Source organism: Streptomyces sp. NPDC005402 (assembly GCF_040606575.1).
Classification (GTDB): domain Bacteria; phylum Actinomycetota; class Actinomycetes; order Streptomycetales; family Streptomycetaceae; genus Streptomyces.
Map to the genome: position 1 here is coordinate 38474 of NZ_JBEXFB010000027.1, position 15617 is coordinate 54090.

The following is a 15617-nucleotide window of genomic DNA, read 5'->3' on the forward strand; positions in this document are numbered from 1 at the left end:
TGTGCACACAGAGCGCCGGATACGGACGGTCCCGTATCCGGCGCTCTGCCGTGCGGCGGGCACGGTCACCGGGGTGCGGATTCCGGCCGGCCGCAGGACGCTGATGTCATGGCAGCACATCCAGCACAGCATCCGCACGTGGTGGTGCACGCCCCGGCCCTGGACGGCTCGCGGCGGGTCACCGCGGACGACGAGAGTCTCGGCGTCGCCTCGCACCTGGACGACGTCGTGGAGTTGCTCCGGCTCGCCGACCTGGACCGGATCGAGGTCGAGGACGACGACATCGTGGAGTGGCAGGGTGGCGGTCCCGACGACTGGCCGGGGCTGTCCGAGCACCCAGAGCGGTGAGCGGGGGTACGGCAGCGGTCGTAGGCCGGCTACGGAACCCTCAAATCAACCTCTGAACATGATTCAGGGGGCTTCACCCGAACCCTGCCGCGGGCCATTCTCTACGGGTGAGGCTCGTCGGCACGGGGGCGGCGGGCTTCGCGACGGGGGACGGCTTCGGGGGAGCCGGGCACGGGAAAGGGCGGTCCGACCATTCGGTGGGACCGCCCTTCAGTGCGTGGGGTCAGACCTTCAGCGGTCTGATCGACGTCGGCGCGTGGGCCGGCTCCGTCGCGATCTCCTCGAACTCGACCACGTTGCCGATGTCGTTCGTCGTCGACATCGAGATGTTGGTGACCCGTTCCAGGATGGCCTCGACGACCACCGGGACCTGGAACTCGGCGGCGAGCTTCTTCGCCTGCTCCAGGGCCGCGCCCAGTTCCGCCGGGTCGGTCACCCGGATCGCCTTGCAGCCGAGGCCCTCGGCGACCTTGACGTGGTCGACGCCGTAGACGCCCAGTTCCGGGGAGTTGACGTTCTCGAACTCCAGGTTGACCTGGAAGTCGATGTCGAAGGCGCGCTGGGCCTGGCGGATCAGGCCCAGGTAGGAGTTGTTCACGAGGACGTGGATGTACGGAATCCGGTGCTGGGCTCCGACGGCCAACTCCTCGATCATGAACTGGAAGTCGTAGTCCCCGGAGAGGGCGACCACCTGTGCCTCCGGGTCGGCCTTGGCGACGCCCAGCGCGGCCGGGATCGTCCAGCCCAGAGGGCCCGCCTGACCGCAGTTGATCCAGTGACGCGGCCTGAAGACGTGCAGCATCTGGGCGCCGGCGATCTGGGAGAGGCCGATCGTGGAGACATACCGGGTCTCCGGGCCGAAGGCCTTGTTCATCTCCTCGTAGACACGCTGCGGCTTGATGGGGATGTCGTCGAAGTGCGTACGGCGCTGGAGGGTCGCCTTCTTCTCCTGCGCGGCGGCCGCCCAGGCCGAGCGGTCGGGGAGCCGGCCCGCGGCCTTCACCTCCCTGGCCACCGCGACGAAGAGCTCCAGGGCGGCCTTGGCGTCGGAGGCGATGCCGTAGTCCGGCGCGAAGATCCTGCCGATCTGGGTGGGCTCCACGTCGACGTGGACGAACTTCCGGCCGGCCGTGTAGACGTCCAGCTTGCCGGTGTGGCGGTTGGCCCAGCGGTTGCCGATGCCGAGGACGAAGTCGGACTCCAGGAAGGTCACGTTGCCGTAGCGGTGCGAGGTCTGCAGGCCGACCATGCCGGCGTTCAGCTCGTGGTCGTCGGGCAGGACGCCCCAGCCCATGAGGGTCGGAACGACCGGGATGCCGGTCAACTCGGCGAACTCGACGAGGAGTTCGGCGGCGTCGGCGTTGATGACCCCGCCGCCGGCGACGATCAGCGGGCGCTCGGACGCGTTGAGGAGAGCGAGCGCCTTCTCGATCTGCGCGCGGCTCGCGACCGGCTTGTAGACCGGCAGCGGCTGGTACGTCTCCGGGTCGAACTCGATCTCGGTCAGCTGGACGTCGATCGGCAGGTCGACGAGGACCGGGCCGGGGCGGCCGGAGCGCATGAGGTGGAAGGCCTGCTGGAAGACGCCGGGGACCTGGGCCGCCTCCAGGACGGTGACCGCCATCTTCGTCACCGGCCGTGCGATGGAGGCGATGTCGACGGCCTGGAAGTCCTCCTTGTGGATCACGGCGGTCGGTGCCTGGCCCGTGATGCACAGGATCGGGACGGAGTCACCGGTCGCGGAGTACAGCCCGGTGATCATGTCGGTACCGGCGGGGCCGGAGGTCCCGATGCAGACACCGATGTTGCCTGGGTGGGTCCTCGTGTACCCCTCGGCCATGTGCGAGGCGCCCTCGACATGGCGGGCGAGGGTGTGGTGGATGCCCCCTGAGGCCTTCAGCGCGGCATAGAAGGGGTTGATCGCGGCACCGGGGACACCGAACGCGTCCGTGACCCCTTCGCGCTTGAGGATCTCAACTGCCGCGCGGGCAGCGGTCATTCGAGCCATCGAGTACTCCTGCTTCGACTGTCGGATGCGTACTCCCGTCGCGCCCCGCGGTAAGTACTTCCGCAATACGGAATAACTTTTCTGCTATCTGGAAGCAATGTAGGTGCGCGGGTGAAGAGCGTCAAGAGGCGGACAACCGGGCGCGTACTGGAGGACGATGTGGCCATGTCCGAAAGCGTGTCGGTGCGCTGCCCGGTCTGTCGGCGCGATCACCTCTACGCGGCGCCGTCGTACCCGTGCGAGTGCGGCGCCCCCGTCTGCCCGCCGCTGGACCCGCGCGGCACCCCCACGGCCGTCACCCACCAGGTGTGGGACGAGGCGTGGGTCGCGGTGGAGTGCGCGGTCTGCGGCCGCGAGGCCGAGTGGCCGCAGCCGGAGCTGGGCTGTGGCTGCGGGACGGTCCTGCGGATTGCGGTGGCCGGGGACAGCTGCCCGCGGGCGGAACCGGACATGGCCGCCGCTCCCCCGCGCCGCGCCTTCCAGCCGATCACGATCCGCACCGCGCGTGACGCCGTCACCGCCACCGCGCTGTATCTGCGCTGGCTCGGCTACCAGGACATCCGGCGCGCGGACCAGCGGCCGCCGTCAGGCATCGGCCTCGCGGCCCGCGGGCTGCTGGCCCAGGTGGACCCGACCGTGCGGCGGGCCTCACCGCGGGACGTGGAGTGCCTGTGGCTGACGGCCATGACGGAGTCCGCGCACTGCGTGTACTTCTCACTGGCCGGCTACACCACCGAGGCCCGCACCTGCGCCGACGCCCTCGGCGTCCCCCTGTTCGTCCTGGACCTGACGGGCACACCACAACCGGCGAACAGCCTGGCGGACGAACTGGACGGGGGGTAGGCCTTCGGCGGTCCGGGGTGGTCCACAAGGTCAGGGCGTCCGGCGTGCGGACGGCACACCGTAGAGGTCCCTCGCGGGCAGCACCCTAGTCGAGTGTGCACCCCGCACACGTCGGCGCGCTCACCCCTCCGCGTACGTCTCCCGCAACTCGACCTTGCGCACCTTCCCGGACACCGTCATGGGAAAGGACTCCAGAATCCGCAGCCGGCTCGGGATCTTGTAGTGCGCCAACCGCCCCTCGCAGAAGCCGCGCAGTTCCTCGAGGGTCGGCGGGTGCTGCGGGTCCCGCGGGATGACGCAGGCCAGCACCTCCTCGCCGTAGCGCTCATGAGGGACCCCGACCACCTGGACGTCCGCGATCTTCGGGTGGCCGTAGAGGAACTCCTCGATCTCGCGCGGGTAGATGTTCTCGCCGCCCCGGATGATCATGTCCTTGATGCGGCCGACGATCTCGACGTACCCGTCCTCACGCATCATCGCCAGGTCGCCGGTGTGCATCCAGCGCCCCGGGTCGACCGCCTCCGCCGTCTTCTCGGGCTCGTTCCAGTAGCCGAGCATCACGCTGTAGCCGCGCGTGCACAACTCCCCCGCTGTGCCCCGGGGTTGGGTGACCCCGGTCGCCGGGTCGACGACCTTGACCTCGATGTGCGGCAGGACGCGGCCGACCGTACCGGTGCGGTGCTCCAGGTCGTCGTCCCTGCGGGTCTGCAGGGACACCGGGGAGGTCTCGGTCATGCCGTAGCAGATGGACACCTCCGACATGTGCATCTCGGCGACCACCCGCTTCATCACCTCCACCGGGCAGGGCGAGCCCGCCATGATGCCGGTGCGCAGGGAGGAGAGGTCGTACGTCGCGAAGTCGGGGAGGTTCAACTCCGCGATGAACATGGTCGGCACGCCGTAGAGCGAGGTGCAGCGCTCCTGCTGGACCGCCCGCAGGGTCGCCGCCGGGTCGAAGGACGGGGCCGGGATGACCATGCAGGCGCCGTGCGAGGTCGCCGCCAGGTTGCCCATCACCATGCCGAAGCAGTGGTAGAAGGGCACCGGGATGCAGATCCGGTCCTGCTCGCTGTACGAGATCGACTCACCCACGAAGTAACCGTTGTTGAGGATGTTGTGGTGGGAGAGGGTGGCTCCCTTGGGGAAGCCCGTCGTGCCCGAGGTGTACTGGATGTTGATGGGGTCGTCGCAGGACAGCTCCGGGTACTCGGCGGCGGCGCGGCCCCCGCGTCCGAGCAACTCCCCCCAGCTCGGGTCGCCGAAGTACACCACCTCCCGCAACTCCCGGCACCTGCCCCGCACTTCGTCGACCATCGCCCGGTAGTCGCTGCTCTTGTGGCTGAGCGAGGCGAAGAGGAGGGAGATCCCTGCCTGGCCCAGGACGTACTCGACCTCGTGGGTGCGGTAGGCCGGGTTGATGTTCACCATGATCGCGCCGATGCGGGCGGTGGCGTACTGGACGAGCACCCACTCGGGGCAGTTGACCGCCCAGATCCCCACCCGGTCGCCCTTGGCGACCCCCGAGGCGAGCAGCGCGGACGCCAACTCGTCGACCTCGGCGCCGAATTGCGCGTACGTCCAACGCCGTCCGGACGGCACGTCGACGAGCGCCTCACGCTCCGGCCAGGTGGCCACGGCCCGGTCCAGGTCGGCCCCGATGGTGTCGCCGAGCAGCTCGGTCGTGCTCACCCCGTGCGTGTACGAGTTCACCGGAAGTCCTCCTCGCGGTACTCCGCGTCCGACCCCGCCGCCGTGGCCTCACGCAGCTCGATCCGCCGGATCTTCCCCGACACGGTCTTGGGAAGCTCCCCGAACTCCAGCCGCCGGATCCGCTTGTACGGCGCCAGTGCCTGACGTGAGTGCTCGAACAGCACCTTGGCCGTGTCGGGACCGGGCTCCCAGCCCTCCGCCAGCACCACGTACGCCTTCGGCACCGCGAGCCGCAGCTCGTCCGGCGCGGGCACGACGGCCGCCTCGGCCACCGCCTCGTGTTCGAGGAGCGCGCTCTCCAGCTCGAAGGGGCTGATCTTGTAGTCGGAGGCCTTGAAGACGTCGTCGCTGCGGCCGATGTAGGTCAGGTAGCCCTCCGCGTCCCGCGAGGCGACATCTCCCGTCCGGTAGTAGCCGCCCGCCATCGCCTCCGCCGTACGGTCCGGGTCGCCGTGGTAGCCGGTCATCAGGCCGACCGGACGGGCCGACAGGTCCAGTGCGATCTCGCCCTCGGCCGCGCCGGGCGCGCCGGAGACCGGATCGAGGAGTTCCACCTTGTAGCCGGGGCTCGGGCGGCCCATGGAGCCGGTCTTCAGGACCTGCCCGGGGCTGTTGGAGACCTGCACCGCCGTCTCGGTCTGGCCGAAGCCGTCCCGGATGGTGATGCCCCACGCCCGCCGGACCTGCTCGATGACCTCGGGGTTCAGGGGTTCACCGGCCGCGACCACCTCCCGGGGCGGGGTGCGCAGCTGGGTCAGGTCGGCCTGGATGAGCATGCGCCACACGGTCGGCGGGGCGCAGAAGGTGGTGACCCCGGCCCGGTCCATCTCGGACATCAGACGGCCGGCGTCGAAGCGCGTGTAGTTGTGGATGAAGACGGTCGCCTCCGCGTTCCACGGCGCGAACAGGTTGGACCAGGCGTGCTTGGCCCAGCCGGGCGAGGAGATGTTGAGGTGCACGTCGCCGGGCTTGAGGCCGATCCAGTACATGGTCGCCAGGTGCCCGATCGGGTACGAGGTGTGCGTGTGCTCGACGAGCTTGGGGCGGGCCGTCGTCCCGGAGGTGAAGTACAGCATCAGCGGGTCGTCGGCGAGGGTCGGCCCGTCGGGCAGGAACTCCTCGGAGGCGGTGTACGCGTCCTCGTACGGCTGCCAGCCCTCCGGGACGCCGCCGACGGCGATGCGGGTGTAGTCGCCGGGCACCTCGTCGAACTTGGCGGCGTCCTCGGCCCGCACCAGGACGTGCCGCACCCGGCCGCGCTCGACGCGGTCGCGCAGGTCGGCGGGGCCGAGCAGCGGGGTCGCCGGGATCACGACGGCACGCAGCTTCATGGCCGCGAGGGCCGTCTCCCACAGCTCGGCCTGGTTGCCCAGCATGACGAGGATCCGGTCCTCGGCCTCCACTCCGCGTTCGCGCAGCAGGTTCGCGACCCGGTCGGAGCGTTCGGCCATCTCGGCGAAGGACAGCCGGACCTCGCTGCCGTCCTCCTCGACGATGTGCAGGGCGATGCGGTCGTTGCCCCGCGCGATGACGTCGAACCAGTCGAGCGCCCAGTTGAAGTGCCGCGGGCGGGGCCAGGCGAAGCCCTCGTACGCCGTGGCGTAGTCCTCGCGGTGCTGGAGCAGGAAGTCCCGCGCCCCGCGGAAGTCCTCCGTAGCCGTCATCTTGCGTCCTCCTCGTACCGGACCATTGCCGGGCGGCTCTCTGCCATCGTGTAATCCGTGATGCAGCTCTCACTACCCCCGAACGGGGGTGTGTGCCGCGGTGAAGGGACGAACAGGTGACAGTGGACGCGGCCGGCGCGGTGGAGATCCGGCGTGCACTCACGCGGCTGCGGCGCACGACGGGCCTTCCGGTGGCCTTCGGCGGTCTGGTCGAGTCCGGGCGCCCGCAGATACGGATCAGCGAGCTGAGCGGCACGGCCACCACCTCACTCCTCGCGCTCGCGGTGACCTCGGGCAACGGCCTCGGCGGCAGGACGGTCGCGCTGGCCCGACCGTGCGCCGTCGCGGACTACTCCCTGTCCCAGCAGATCAGCCATGAGTACGACGCCGCCGTCGCCGCCGAGGGCCTGCGCTCGGTGCTGGCCGTGCCCGTGGTCGTACGGCGCCGGGTGCGGGGCGTGCTGTACGGCGCCCTGCGCGACGCCCGGCCTCTGGGCGACCGCACGCTGACGGCGGCGGTGGACGCGGCACGGGACGTGGAGCAGGCGCTGGTCGTCGGTGACGAGGCGCGGGACGTGCTGATGGCGGCGCGGGCCGAGCCCGGTCACGGCGACGCCTCGGCGTGGGAGCAGGTCCGGGAGGCCCACACGGCGCTGCGGGCGCTGGCCTCCCGGATCGGCGACCCCGCGCTGCGGGCCGAGCTGCTCGACGCCTGCGCGCTGCTGAGCACGGATCCCGCGCCCTCGCAGGGGGTCGCCCTGGCCCCTCGTGAGCTGGACGTCCTGTCCTGTGTGGCGACCGGGGCGACGAACGCGGTGGCGGCGGACAGGCTGGGCGTGACCGCCGAGACGGTCAAGGCGTACCTGCGGTCGGCCATGCGCAAGCTCGGGGCCAGGACGCGTGGCGAGGCGGTGGTCGCCGCACGCCGGGCGGGACTGCTCCCGTGACAACCCGGCGGCTCCCGTAACATTCGTAGACATCCCATTCATTCACGGGCGCTTTGAATCTCTCCATGCGGAACCGGTTGTTATTTCCCTCACCGCATCTTCTCGCCGAATTTCGAAGCACCTTGCCTAATATTGGCCAGGACACGACACAGGGAGGGGAGCGGTGACCGTGCCACGCGACTTCCAGGAGCCTGCGAGATGCCGCCCCGACCTGGTCATCGGCCGGGACGAGCTGTTCGGCCAGGCCCGTGAGCAGCTGGCCCGCGGCGGCAGCGTGCTGCTGCACGGTCCGGCCGGAATAGGAAAGTCGACCGTGCTGCGGGCCCTGGCCGCGGAATACGGCGAAGCGGCCCACACCGTGTTGCGCTGCTCGGCCACCGAGTCGGAATCGCACCTGCCCTTCCTGGCGCTGGCCGACCTCTTCGGCCTGGCCCTCGACGACATCTCCGACAAGCTGCCCGCCGCCCAGCGCACCGCGCTGGAGTCGGCGCTCACCGGACGCGGCGAGTCCACTCTCCAGCGCGACGGCCTCGCCCTGCGCCTGGCGGTGCTGTCGGCGCTGCGCGCCCTCGCCGCCGAGGGGCCGGTCCTGGTCGTCGCGGACGACGTGCAGTGGCTGGACCCGGCGAGTCTGGAACTGCTCGGCTTCGCCGCCCGCCGGCTCGGCGACATCCCCGTACGGATGCTGTGCGCGGTCCGGACGGACGGCCCCGAGTACGACCGCCATCTACGCGTGTTGCCCCCGGACGCTCTCGCCGTCCGCTTCAACCCGCTCACCCGCGCCCAAGTGGCCGCGCTGCTCGACCACCGCGGCTACACCGGCCTGCAGCGCTCCACCGTCCGGGACATCCACCGCACCAGTGGTGGCAACCCGTTCTACGCCCTTGAACTCGGCCGCGCGCTCTCCGAGAACCCGACCCCGCCCCGCCCCGGCGAGCCGCTGCCGGTGCCCACCTCGCTGCGGGCTCTGGTGCTCAGCCGCCTGGAGATGCTGTCCGAGGAGGCCCGGCGCACCCTCCTGGTGGCGAGCGCGGGCGCCCGCCCCACCCCGGCCCTGCTGCACGCGGCCGGCCGCGGGGACGCCGAGGCCGAGATGGCCCAGGCGGCCGCGCTGGGCCTGCTCGCGACGGAGCCCGAGGGGCCCGCCGTCCGGTTCGCGCATCCGCTGATCTCGGCCGCGCTGTACGCGGAGGCGCCCGCGCAGGACCGGCGGGACGCGCACCGGGCGCTGTCCACGGCCGCCTCCGACCCGATCGAGCGGGCCCGCCATCTGGCCCTCGCGACCACCGGCACCGACCCGGAGGTGGCCGCCCGGCTCGCCGAGGCCGCTGCCCTGGCCCGGGACCGCGGCGCGCCCTCGATGGCCGCCTCCCTCGGACTGCTGTCGGCCCGGCACACTCCGGCCGACAGCGTGCCCGCGCCCGACGTACGGCGCCTCACCGCGGCCGAGGACGCGATCACGGCCGGTGAGCTGGACCTCGCCCGGGACATAGCCCGGGACGTGCTCACCCGGGCCACCGTGCCCGCGGACCGGGTGCGGGCCTGGATCATCGTGATCGACACCGCGGGCCACGCCATGACGGAGGTCGACGCGGTCTTCCCGCAGGCACTCGCCGACGCGGGCGACGACCCCGAGCTGCTCGCCCTGATCCGCTACCAGCTGGCCTGGCGGGCTCTGCTGGTCGAGGGCGACTTCGACGAGGCCCGCGAGGAGGCCGCCCGCTCGGCGGCGCTGGCCGCGCAGGGCGGCGACCGGTACAACGAGCTGATGGCGCTGTCCTTCCAGGCCCAGATCGAGACCCTGATGGGCCACCCGGACGCCCCCGCGACCATCAAGCGCGCTCTGAAGGAACCCCAGGACCCCCGGGTGGCCATCCATCACAACGGCGCCGGCTACTCCCGCTTCCGCTGGCTGATCATGAGCGACCAGCTGCCCGAGGCCCGCGCGACGGTCACCGCGCTGCTGCGCGAGGTGCGCCGGCGCGGGTCGGTCGAGAGCGAGGTGCACTTCCTGCGCGGGGTGGCCGAGACCGAACTGCGCTCAGGACACTGCGGGCGGGCGCTCGACCTGGCCCGGGAGAGCCTGATGATGGCCCGGGACACCGGGATCGGCGAAGTGGCCTCGGCCGTGCTCGCCTCCCTCGCCGAGGCTTCGGGCGGCAATGTCGAGCGCGCACTGGAGCTGGCCCGGGAGGCGGTCGACCACGCCGAGGAGAACGGCGACCAGATGTACGAGTCCCGGGGCCTGGCCGCCCTCGGGTACGCGCAGCTCGTCGCCGGGGACGCGCAGGGCACGGTCCGTTCGCTGCGCCGGGTGCGCGAGCTGGAGCACGGGCTCGGCATCACGGACCCGGCGCGCGGCCGCTGGCAGGGCGACCTCGCCGAGGCCCTCGTACGCATCGGCGAGACCGGCGAGGCACAGGACGTCATCGACGTGACGCGGGTGAACGCGCTCCGGCTGGGCCGCGAGAGCGTGCTCGCCGTACTGGACCGGGCCGAGGCACTCGTGCGGGCGACGCGGGGTGAACACGACGCGGCGCTGGTGCAGTTGACGTCGGTGCAGGATCGTCTCGCCAAGCTGGGGCACGGCCTGGAGGAGGCCCGCGCCGCCTTCGCCCTGGCCCAGCTGCGCACCCGACGGCCCGGTCCGACGTCGTACGACGAGGCGGCCCGGCTCTTCAGGCGCTGCCGGGCGCTGCCGTGGCTGCGTCAGGTGGAGGCGGCCGCGCTGGCCCGGCCGGTGGAGCCGGAGCCCGCGCCGACGATCGCGCCGGACGGACTGGAAACCCTCGAAGGGCTGGCCTCGATGGAGCGTCAGGTGGCCGCGCTGGTGATGGAGGGCGCCACCAACCGGGAGATAGCGGCCCGGTTGTTCATCAGTGTGAAGACGGTCGAGGCGACACTCACCCGCGTGTACCGCAAACTCGGGATCCGCTCCCGCGTGGACATCGTTCGGCTGGCGGCGGGCCGCCGACCGTAGCCGAGGGTCCCTCAACGCAGCTCTCCTCAGGGCCGACCGAGGGTTTTCCCTGCCCAACTCCCTTAGGGGGTTCCCTCATTGGGAGGGGGAACTTCCGCGTTCTAGCTTATGAACATGCCGCTCGCCCGGGCATACGGGGGTCGGTCCCGCGACCCCCGTGTACCACCCCCCACACCCGCGCGACCCCCCACCGGCAACCCTGAGGAGACTCACCGATGTTCGGTCTCACCCGTGCGAAGAAGGCCGGCGCCGTCGCTCTCGCGACCTCCGCCGCCGCCGCCACCGCGTTGCTCGGCGCCCCCACCGCCGTCGCCGCTCCCCAGCCCATCGTCGGCGGTACGACGACGACCACGAGCTCGTACCCGTTCATGATGCAGATCACGGACGCCTCGCAGAACCAGTTCTGCGGCGGCACCCTGGTCTCCGCGACCAAGGTCGTCACCGCGGCCCACTGCATGGTCGGTGAGACCACCAGCAGCGTCAGAGTCGTCGGCGGCCGCACCTACCTCAACGGCACCAACGGCACGGTCAGCAAGGTCAGCAAGATCTGGATCAACCCGGGCTACACGGACGCCACCAACGGCGACGACGTGGCCGTGCTGACCCTGTCGACGTCGATGCCGTACACGACGGCGTCGTACGTCTCCTCCTCCCAGACGAGCGTGTACGCGGCCGGCACCACGGCCCGCATCGTCGGCTGGGGCACCACCTCGGAGAACGGCAACTCCTCCAACCAGCTGCGGACCGCGACCGTCCCGATCGTGTCCAACTCCAGCTGTGCCGGTTCCTACGGCTCCGACTTCGTCGCGAGCGACATGGTTTGCGCCGGATACACATCCGGCGGCGTAGACACCTGCCAGGGCGACAGCGGCGGCCCCCTGCTCATCGGGGGCGTCCTGGCAGGGATAACTTCATGGGGAGAGGGCTGCGCGCAGGCCGGTTACCCGGGTGTCTACACCCGGCTGACCACCTTCTCCAGCCTCGTGACCGCGCAGGTCAACTCATAGGTCCCCAGAGGTTCTCCTGAGCATTCCTCAGGTGAGAGACCGGGGGCGTTGCGGGCCACCACGAGCGGCCCGCAGCGCCCCCTATCCATGGGGGCGAACCGTGTTTGAATGACCGCCATGGTGTCCACGGACCGCGTTCTCGCCTTCGCCGCGATGTCACTGCTCGTGATCGTCATCCCGGGACCGAGCGTGCTGTTCGTCATCGGCCGGGCCCTCGCCCATGGCCGGCGCACCGCGGTGGCGACGGCGCTCGGCAACGTCTTCGGTTCCTATCTGCTCGTCGTGGCCGTCGCGATCGGGATCGGTTCCCTGGTGGAACGGTCGGTGGCCGTCTACCTGGCGGTGAAACTGGCGGGCGCCGCGTATCTGGTCCTCCTCGGCGTCCAGGCCTTCCGCCACCGGGGTGAGCTGAAGGCCTCCGCGATCGCCTCCCGGTCCGCGGGGCCGGCGCGGGGCGACCTGCGGACCGTGCTCGACGGCGCCCTCGTCGGCGTCACCAACCCGAAGGGCATCGTCTTCTTCGCCGCCGTGCTCCCCCAGTTCGTGGACCACTCCGCGGGCCACGTCCCGGCGCAGATGCTGCTGCTCGGACTGGTCCCGATCACCATCGGCCTGGTCACGGACACCCTGTGGGGCCTGACCGCCTCGGCCGCCCGCACCTGGTTCGCCCGGTCCGACCGACGCCTCTCGATGATCGGCGGCGCGGGCGGCTTCACGATGATCGGGCTGGGACTGACGGTCGCGGTCACGGGCCGGGCGGACTGAGAGTCCCCTGACCGTCGGGTCACTCCCCTACGACGGTCCCGAACCGGATGTCGTACGACGCCCCCGGGTACAGCGTGGCGAGCATCCGCTCCCCCTCGGCGGTGACGTCCTCCCGCTGCGCCTTGGTGAGCCGGCCGAAGGGCTCGACGACGACGGCGTCCGCGGTGAGCTTCCAGACGCCCGCGAGGAAGCCGTCGACGAGGAGCGTGCAGTGGGCCTGGTTGCCCTGCCAGCTGCGGCCCCAGTACTCCTTCGGCACCACGCGGGTGCGGTCGGCGTGGGAGAGCATCAGATTGTCGAACTCCGGCAGGAAGCGGGGCGGGGCCGGGGTGTCCTCGGCGGGGCGGGGGGCGTCGGGGAGGTCGAAGAGCTCGACGCCGTTCTCGTCACGGAAGATCCGCAGCTGGGGGCGGAGCCTCTCGAAGGCGTCACGCAGGCGGGTGAGTCCGGCCCAGGTCTGCATGTCCTTGACGGAGGCGGGGCCGAAGGCGGCGAGGTAGCGCAGGACGGTGGCGTCGGGGGTGGGGGCCGGCTCGGCGGGACGGCCGAGCCAGTGCTCCGCCGTGGTGAGCGCGACCTGGCCGCTCCTGCCCCACAGCCCGCGGGGGGTGACCTGGACGAGGGGCAGCTTGCAGCGGGCGGCGATGGCGAGGGCCTGCGGGTCGGCGTCCGGCCACTCGGTGAGGAGGGCCTCGCGCAGCTGCTTCATGGTGCGCGGCTCGGCCTCGACGAGCTCCCGGGCGAGAACGGCGAGACGGTCGAGGTCGACGCCCTGAAGTCCCTTGCGGAAGTTGGTGAGTTCGCGGTCGCGTGCGGGCTGCACGAGGGGCCGCAGGGTGAGACAGTCCGCGGCGGTGTGGGTGTGGATGGTCGAGCGCATGGTGACGATCCGGACGACCTCGCGGTCGGCCATCGGCTCCGACAGCGCCTCGGGGGTGAAGCCATCGAGTCGGGCGGCGAGCGCGTAGTACGGCGGCCTGACGTTCTGGGCCTGGAGTCCCAGCAGATGCCCGACGGCGGCCTTCGCGGACAGGCCGGACCGGCGCAGGAGCAGCTGCCGGTCGAGGGTCGCGCGGTTCAGGGCGCGGACGCCGAGCACGGGGGCCGACGTGGTCGTCTTCGTCATGAGGAACACGCTAGAGGCCCTTGCGGACAAGTCCTGTCCGCAAACCCTTGCGGATTTCCGAGTCGCACCCCACCTGGATGCGATTCGCCCCGTATACCCTGCTCCGTGATCACGCCGACATCGGCTCGACCCGAGAGCGAGAGGCAGCCACGATGTCCGAGCGACGCGCCCGCCCCGCCGCGAAGAACTCCGACGCGAAGAACTCCGCCTCCAAGGGCTCGAGGAAGTCCGTCTGGCGCCGCGCCCTGACCCCGCCCACCGCGCCCCCGGAGACTGCGCTGCCCGCCGACGGGCCACCCGCCTCCGAGACGGCCGAGCCGCCGAGCATCGTCCAGGCGGCCCTGTACCGGGACGGCGTACGCGTGTCCTCCCCCGCGACGCTCGCGGACACCTTCCGCGAACTGCGCGAACAGCCGTCCGGCATGGCCTGGATCGGCCTGGCCCGCCCGCCGGAAAGCGAACTCCTTTCTCTGGGTGCGGAGTTCGACCTGCACCCCCTGGCCGTCGAGGACGCGATGGAGGCCCACCAGCGCCCCAAACTGGAGCGCTACGGCGACACGCTCTTCGTGGTCCTCCGGGCGGCCCGCTATCTGGACGCCCCCGAGGAGGTCGACTTCGGCGAGCTGCATGTGTTCGTGGGCCCGGACTTCGTGATCACGGTCCGGCACGGGGCGGCCCCCGACCTCACGGCGGTCCGTCACCGCATGGAGAAGACACCTGAGCTGCTGCGACTCGGCCCCGAGGCCGTCCTCTACGCCATCCTGGACGCGGTGGTCGACGGCTACGCGCCGGTCGTCGCGGGCGTCCAGAACGACATCGACGAGATCGAGACGGAGGTCTTCCGCGGCGACCCGGAGGTCTCTCGCCGCATCTACGAACTCTCCCGCGAAATGGTCGAGTTCCAGCGCGCCACCCGGCCCCTCGTCGGCATGCTGCACGCCTTGATGGCCGGCTTCGCCAAGTACGGCACGGACGAGGAACTCCAACGGTATCTGCGGGACGTGGCCGACCACGTCACCCACACCAGCGAACGCGTCGACGGCTTCCGCCAGGCCCTCACCGACATCCTCACGGTCAACGCGACCCTCGTCACCCAGCAACAGAACGCGGAGATGCGGGCGTTGGCGGAGGCGGGGTTCGAACAGAACGAGGAGATCAAGAAGATCTCGTCGTGGGCGGCGATCCTGTTCGCCCCGACGCTGGTGGGGACGATCTACGGGATGAACTTCGACCGGATGCCGGAGTTGCACTGGGTACTTGGATACCCGTTCGCAATCCTCCTCATGGCGGTTGTATGCACCAGTTTGTACGTCATCTTCAAGCGGAAAGACTGGCTCTGAGTAATCGCCCTGGGGAGAATGAGACGCGCCCCGATGCGGGCGGTCTCCTGCGAGACGGGGCGTTGACCTGTGGAAGCCTTGCCGCTGAGGCGCGGGCTGGGAGCACACCGAGTCTCCGCCGGAGCCCCGACCCCGGTACGGCCCTTCAGCGTGCTCGCTCCCGCGTCGGACCGGCTGTCCCAGCTGATGCTCGTGTGGTTGTCCTGTACACCGAGCCGCGCCGCGCCGCGCCGGGGAGATCGTGGGCCATGCCAGAAATCAGCTACGCCACTTCGGGGCCAGGCGTCCTCCTGGGTGGATGCGTCAGCAAGAACGAGTGCTGGCGCTCCAGGTCCAGGGTCGTGTCAGGTGACCAGCAGGCGGTTGAAGAACGAACGGTAGTGGCGCAGTGCCAGACGCAGGTCCTCGGTGTTCGCCTGTTCTCCCCGGTTCCACTGTCCTTCCAGTTCCTGTTTGTGGTCGGCGAATGTGGCGGCCAGCTTCTGCATCACGTCGGCGACGAGGGCGTCGGCGGTGTGCACGGCGTCGCGCGGGTCGTCCACGAACTCGTTCTGCACCTCCTGCCAGCGTGTGCGGAACGCTTCCTCGTCCTCCGGGGTAAGCAGCTGGGGGGCCTCGTCCTCGGAGCGCGCGCCAGAATCGTTGGCTTGGTGCTGACTGCCCGGGTCGGCTCCCGCGGCCCCGTCCTCGACGGGCTTGCTCGGCGTGTTCGTGCTCTCGCCGGGGAAGGTCGGCACTTCGGCCGACGTGCTCGCCGCGCTCTCCCGCGTGGACGTATCGCGGGGCTCGGCGAGGTCCTCGGTGGACAGGCCGCTCGCGGCGGCGGTGTCCGGTGTGTCTTTGCGTTGCATATCTTCTCCGTTCCCGGACGCCGGGGCT

At 70.9% G+C, this 15617-nt stretch carries 12 protein-coding genes; 7 read left to right on the forward strand and 5 right to left on the reverse strand.

The genetic code is table 11. The annotated features are described in order from the left end of the window. Positions 1-108: 108 nt before the first annotated feature. Positions 109-348 carry a hypothetical protein gene (locus ABZT02_RS37670; RefSeq protein WP_356025989.1) on the forward strand — a complete coding sequence of 80 codons (240 nt, stop codon included), beginning with the start codon at positions 109-111 and terminating at the stop codon, positions 346-348. 223 nt (positions 349-571) lie between these two features. Here the strand turns inward: ABZT02_RS37670 and gcl are convergent, their stop codons facing one another. Then, positions 572-2356 (reverse strand): glyoxylate carboligase, encoded by a 1785-nt coding sequence (gcl, locus tag ABZT02_RS37675; protein WP_356025991.1) that lies wholly within the window; start codon positions 2354-2356, stop codon positions 572-574. Positions 2357-2521: 165 nt separating this feature from the next. Here gcl and ABZT02_RS37680 point away from each other — a divergent pair, with 165 nt between their 5' ends. After that, positions 2522-3199, forward strand: coding sequence for a hypothetical protein (locus tag ABZT02_RS37680; RefSeq protein ID WP_356025993.1), 678 nt, complete (start codon positions 2522-2524; stop codon positions 3197-3199). Between the two features lie 120 nt (positions 3200-3319). Here the strand turns inward: ABZT02_RS37680 and ABZT02_RS37685 are convergent, their stop codons facing one another. Both ABZT02_RS37685 and ABZT02_RS37690 read right to left on the reverse strand, forming a co-directional pair. Then, entirely contained in the window at positions 3320-4909 is a 1590-nt protein-coding gene (locus tag ABZT02_RS37685; RefSeq protein WP_356025996.1) for an AMP-binding protein, read from the reverse strand. Further along, on the reverse strand, positions 4906-6573 hold the full coding sequence (locus tag ABZT02_RS37690) for an AMP-binding protein (RefSeq protein WP_356025998.1): 1668 nt from the start codon (positions 6571-6573) through the stop codon (positions 4906-4908). The genes ABZT02_RS37685 and ABZT02_RS37690 overlap by 4 nt, the downstream gene beginning before the upstream one ends. A 116-nt stretch (positions 6574-6689) precedes the next feature. Here ABZT02_RS37690 and ABZT02_RS37695 point away from each other — a divergent pair, with 116 nt between their 5' ends. The 4 genes from ABZT02_RS37695 to ABZT02_RS37710 all read left to right on the forward strand — a co-directional run bounded on the left by ABZT02_RS37695 (position 6690) and on the right by ABZT02_RS37710 (position 12272). Next, the gene (locus ABZT02_RS37695) at positions 6690-7520 is read left to right on the forward strand and encodes a helix-turn-helix transcriptional regulator (protein ID WP_356026000.1); all 831 of its coding nucleotides are present in this window, start codon (positions 6690-6692) and stop codon (positions 7518-7520) included. Positions 7521-7683: 163 nt separating this feature from the next. Continuing rightward, complete coding sequence (locus ABZT02_RS37700; RefSeq protein ID WP_356026002.1) at positions 7684-10500, forward strand: AAA family ATPase; 2817 nt, start codon at positions 7684-7686, stop codon at positions 10498-10500. 215 nt (positions 10501-10715) lie between these two features. Then, positions 10716-11507 (forward strand): serine protease, encoded by a 792-nt coding sequence (locus tag ABZT02_RS37705; RefSeq protein ID WP_356026004.1) that lies wholly within the window; start codon positions 10716-10718, stop codon positions 11505-11507. A gap of 117 nt (positions 11508-11624) precedes the next feature. Then, positions 11625-12272, forward strand: a complete 648-nt coding sequence (locus ABZT02_RS37710; RefSeq protein WP_356026145.1) for a LysE family translocator — start codon at positions 11625-11627, stop codon at positions 12270-12272. A 19-nt stretch (positions 12273-12291) separates the two neighbouring features. Here the strand turns inward: ABZT02_RS37710 and ABZT02_RS37715 are convergent, their stop codons facing one another. After that, positions 12292-13398: a winged helix DNA-binding domain-containing protein gene (locus tag ABZT02_RS37715; protein WP_356026006.1), complete on the reverse strand. Its 1107-nt coding sequence runs from the start codon at positions 13396-13398 to the stop codon at positions 12292-12294. A gap of 152 nt (positions 13399-13550) precedes the next feature. On the opposite strand from ABZT02_RS37715, the gene ABZT02_RS37720 reads away from it, so the two are divergent. Then, positions 13551-14738 (forward strand): magnesium and cobalt transport protein CorA, encoded by a 1188-nt coding sequence (locus ABZT02_RS37720; protein WP_356026008.1) that lies wholly within the window; start codon positions 13551-13553, stop codon positions 14736-14738. Between the two features lie 344 nt (positions 14739-15082). Here the strand turns inward: ABZT02_RS37720 and ABZT02_RS37725 are convergent, their stop codons facing one another. Further along, the gene (locus tag ABZT02_RS37725; RefSeq protein WP_356026011.1) at positions 15083-15589 is read right to left on the reverse strand and encodes a hypothetical protein; all 507 of its coding nucleotides are present in this window, start codon (positions 15587-15589) and stop codon (positions 15083-15085) included. Positions 15590-15617 lie beyond the last annotated feature (28 nt).

Coding starts and splice junctions, on each gene's coding strand:
- ABZT02_RS37715 (WP_356026006.1), bottom strand. CDS start 13,398: ATGACGAAGACGACCACGTCGGCCCCCGTGCTCGGCGTCCGCGCCCTG.
- ABZT02_RS37725 (WP_356026011.1), bottom strand. CDS start 15,589: ATGCAACGCAAAGACACACCGGACACCGCCGCCGCGAGCGGCCTGTCC.
- ABZT02_RS37705 (WP_356026004.1), top strand. CDS start 10,716: ATGTTCGGTCTCACCCGTGCGAAGAAGGCCGGCGCCGTCGCTCTCGCG.
- ABZT02_RS37710 (WP_356026145.1), top strand. CDS start 11,625: ATGGTGTCCACGGACCGCGTTCTCGCCTTCGCCGCGATGTCACTGCTC.
- ABZT02_RS37670 (WP_356025989.1), top strand. CDS start 109: ATGGCAGCACATCCAGCACAGCATCCGCACGTGGTGGTGCACGCCCCG.
- ABZT02_RS37690 (WP_356025998.1), bottom strand. CDS start 6,573: ATGACGGCTACGGAGGACTTCCGCGGGGCGCGGGACTTCCTGCTCCAG.
- ABZT02_RS37680 (WP_356025993.1), top strand. CDS start 2,522: ATGTCCGAAAGCGTGTCGGTGCGCTGCCCGGTCTGTCGGCGCGATCAC.
- gcl (WP_356025991.1), bottom strand. CDS start 2,356: ATGGCTCGAATGACCGCTGCCCGCGCGGCAGTTGAGATCCTCAAGCGC.
- ABZT02_RS37720 (WP_356026008.1), top strand. CDS start 13,551: ATGTCCGAGCGACGCGCCCGCCCCGCCGCGAAGAACTCCGACGCGAAG.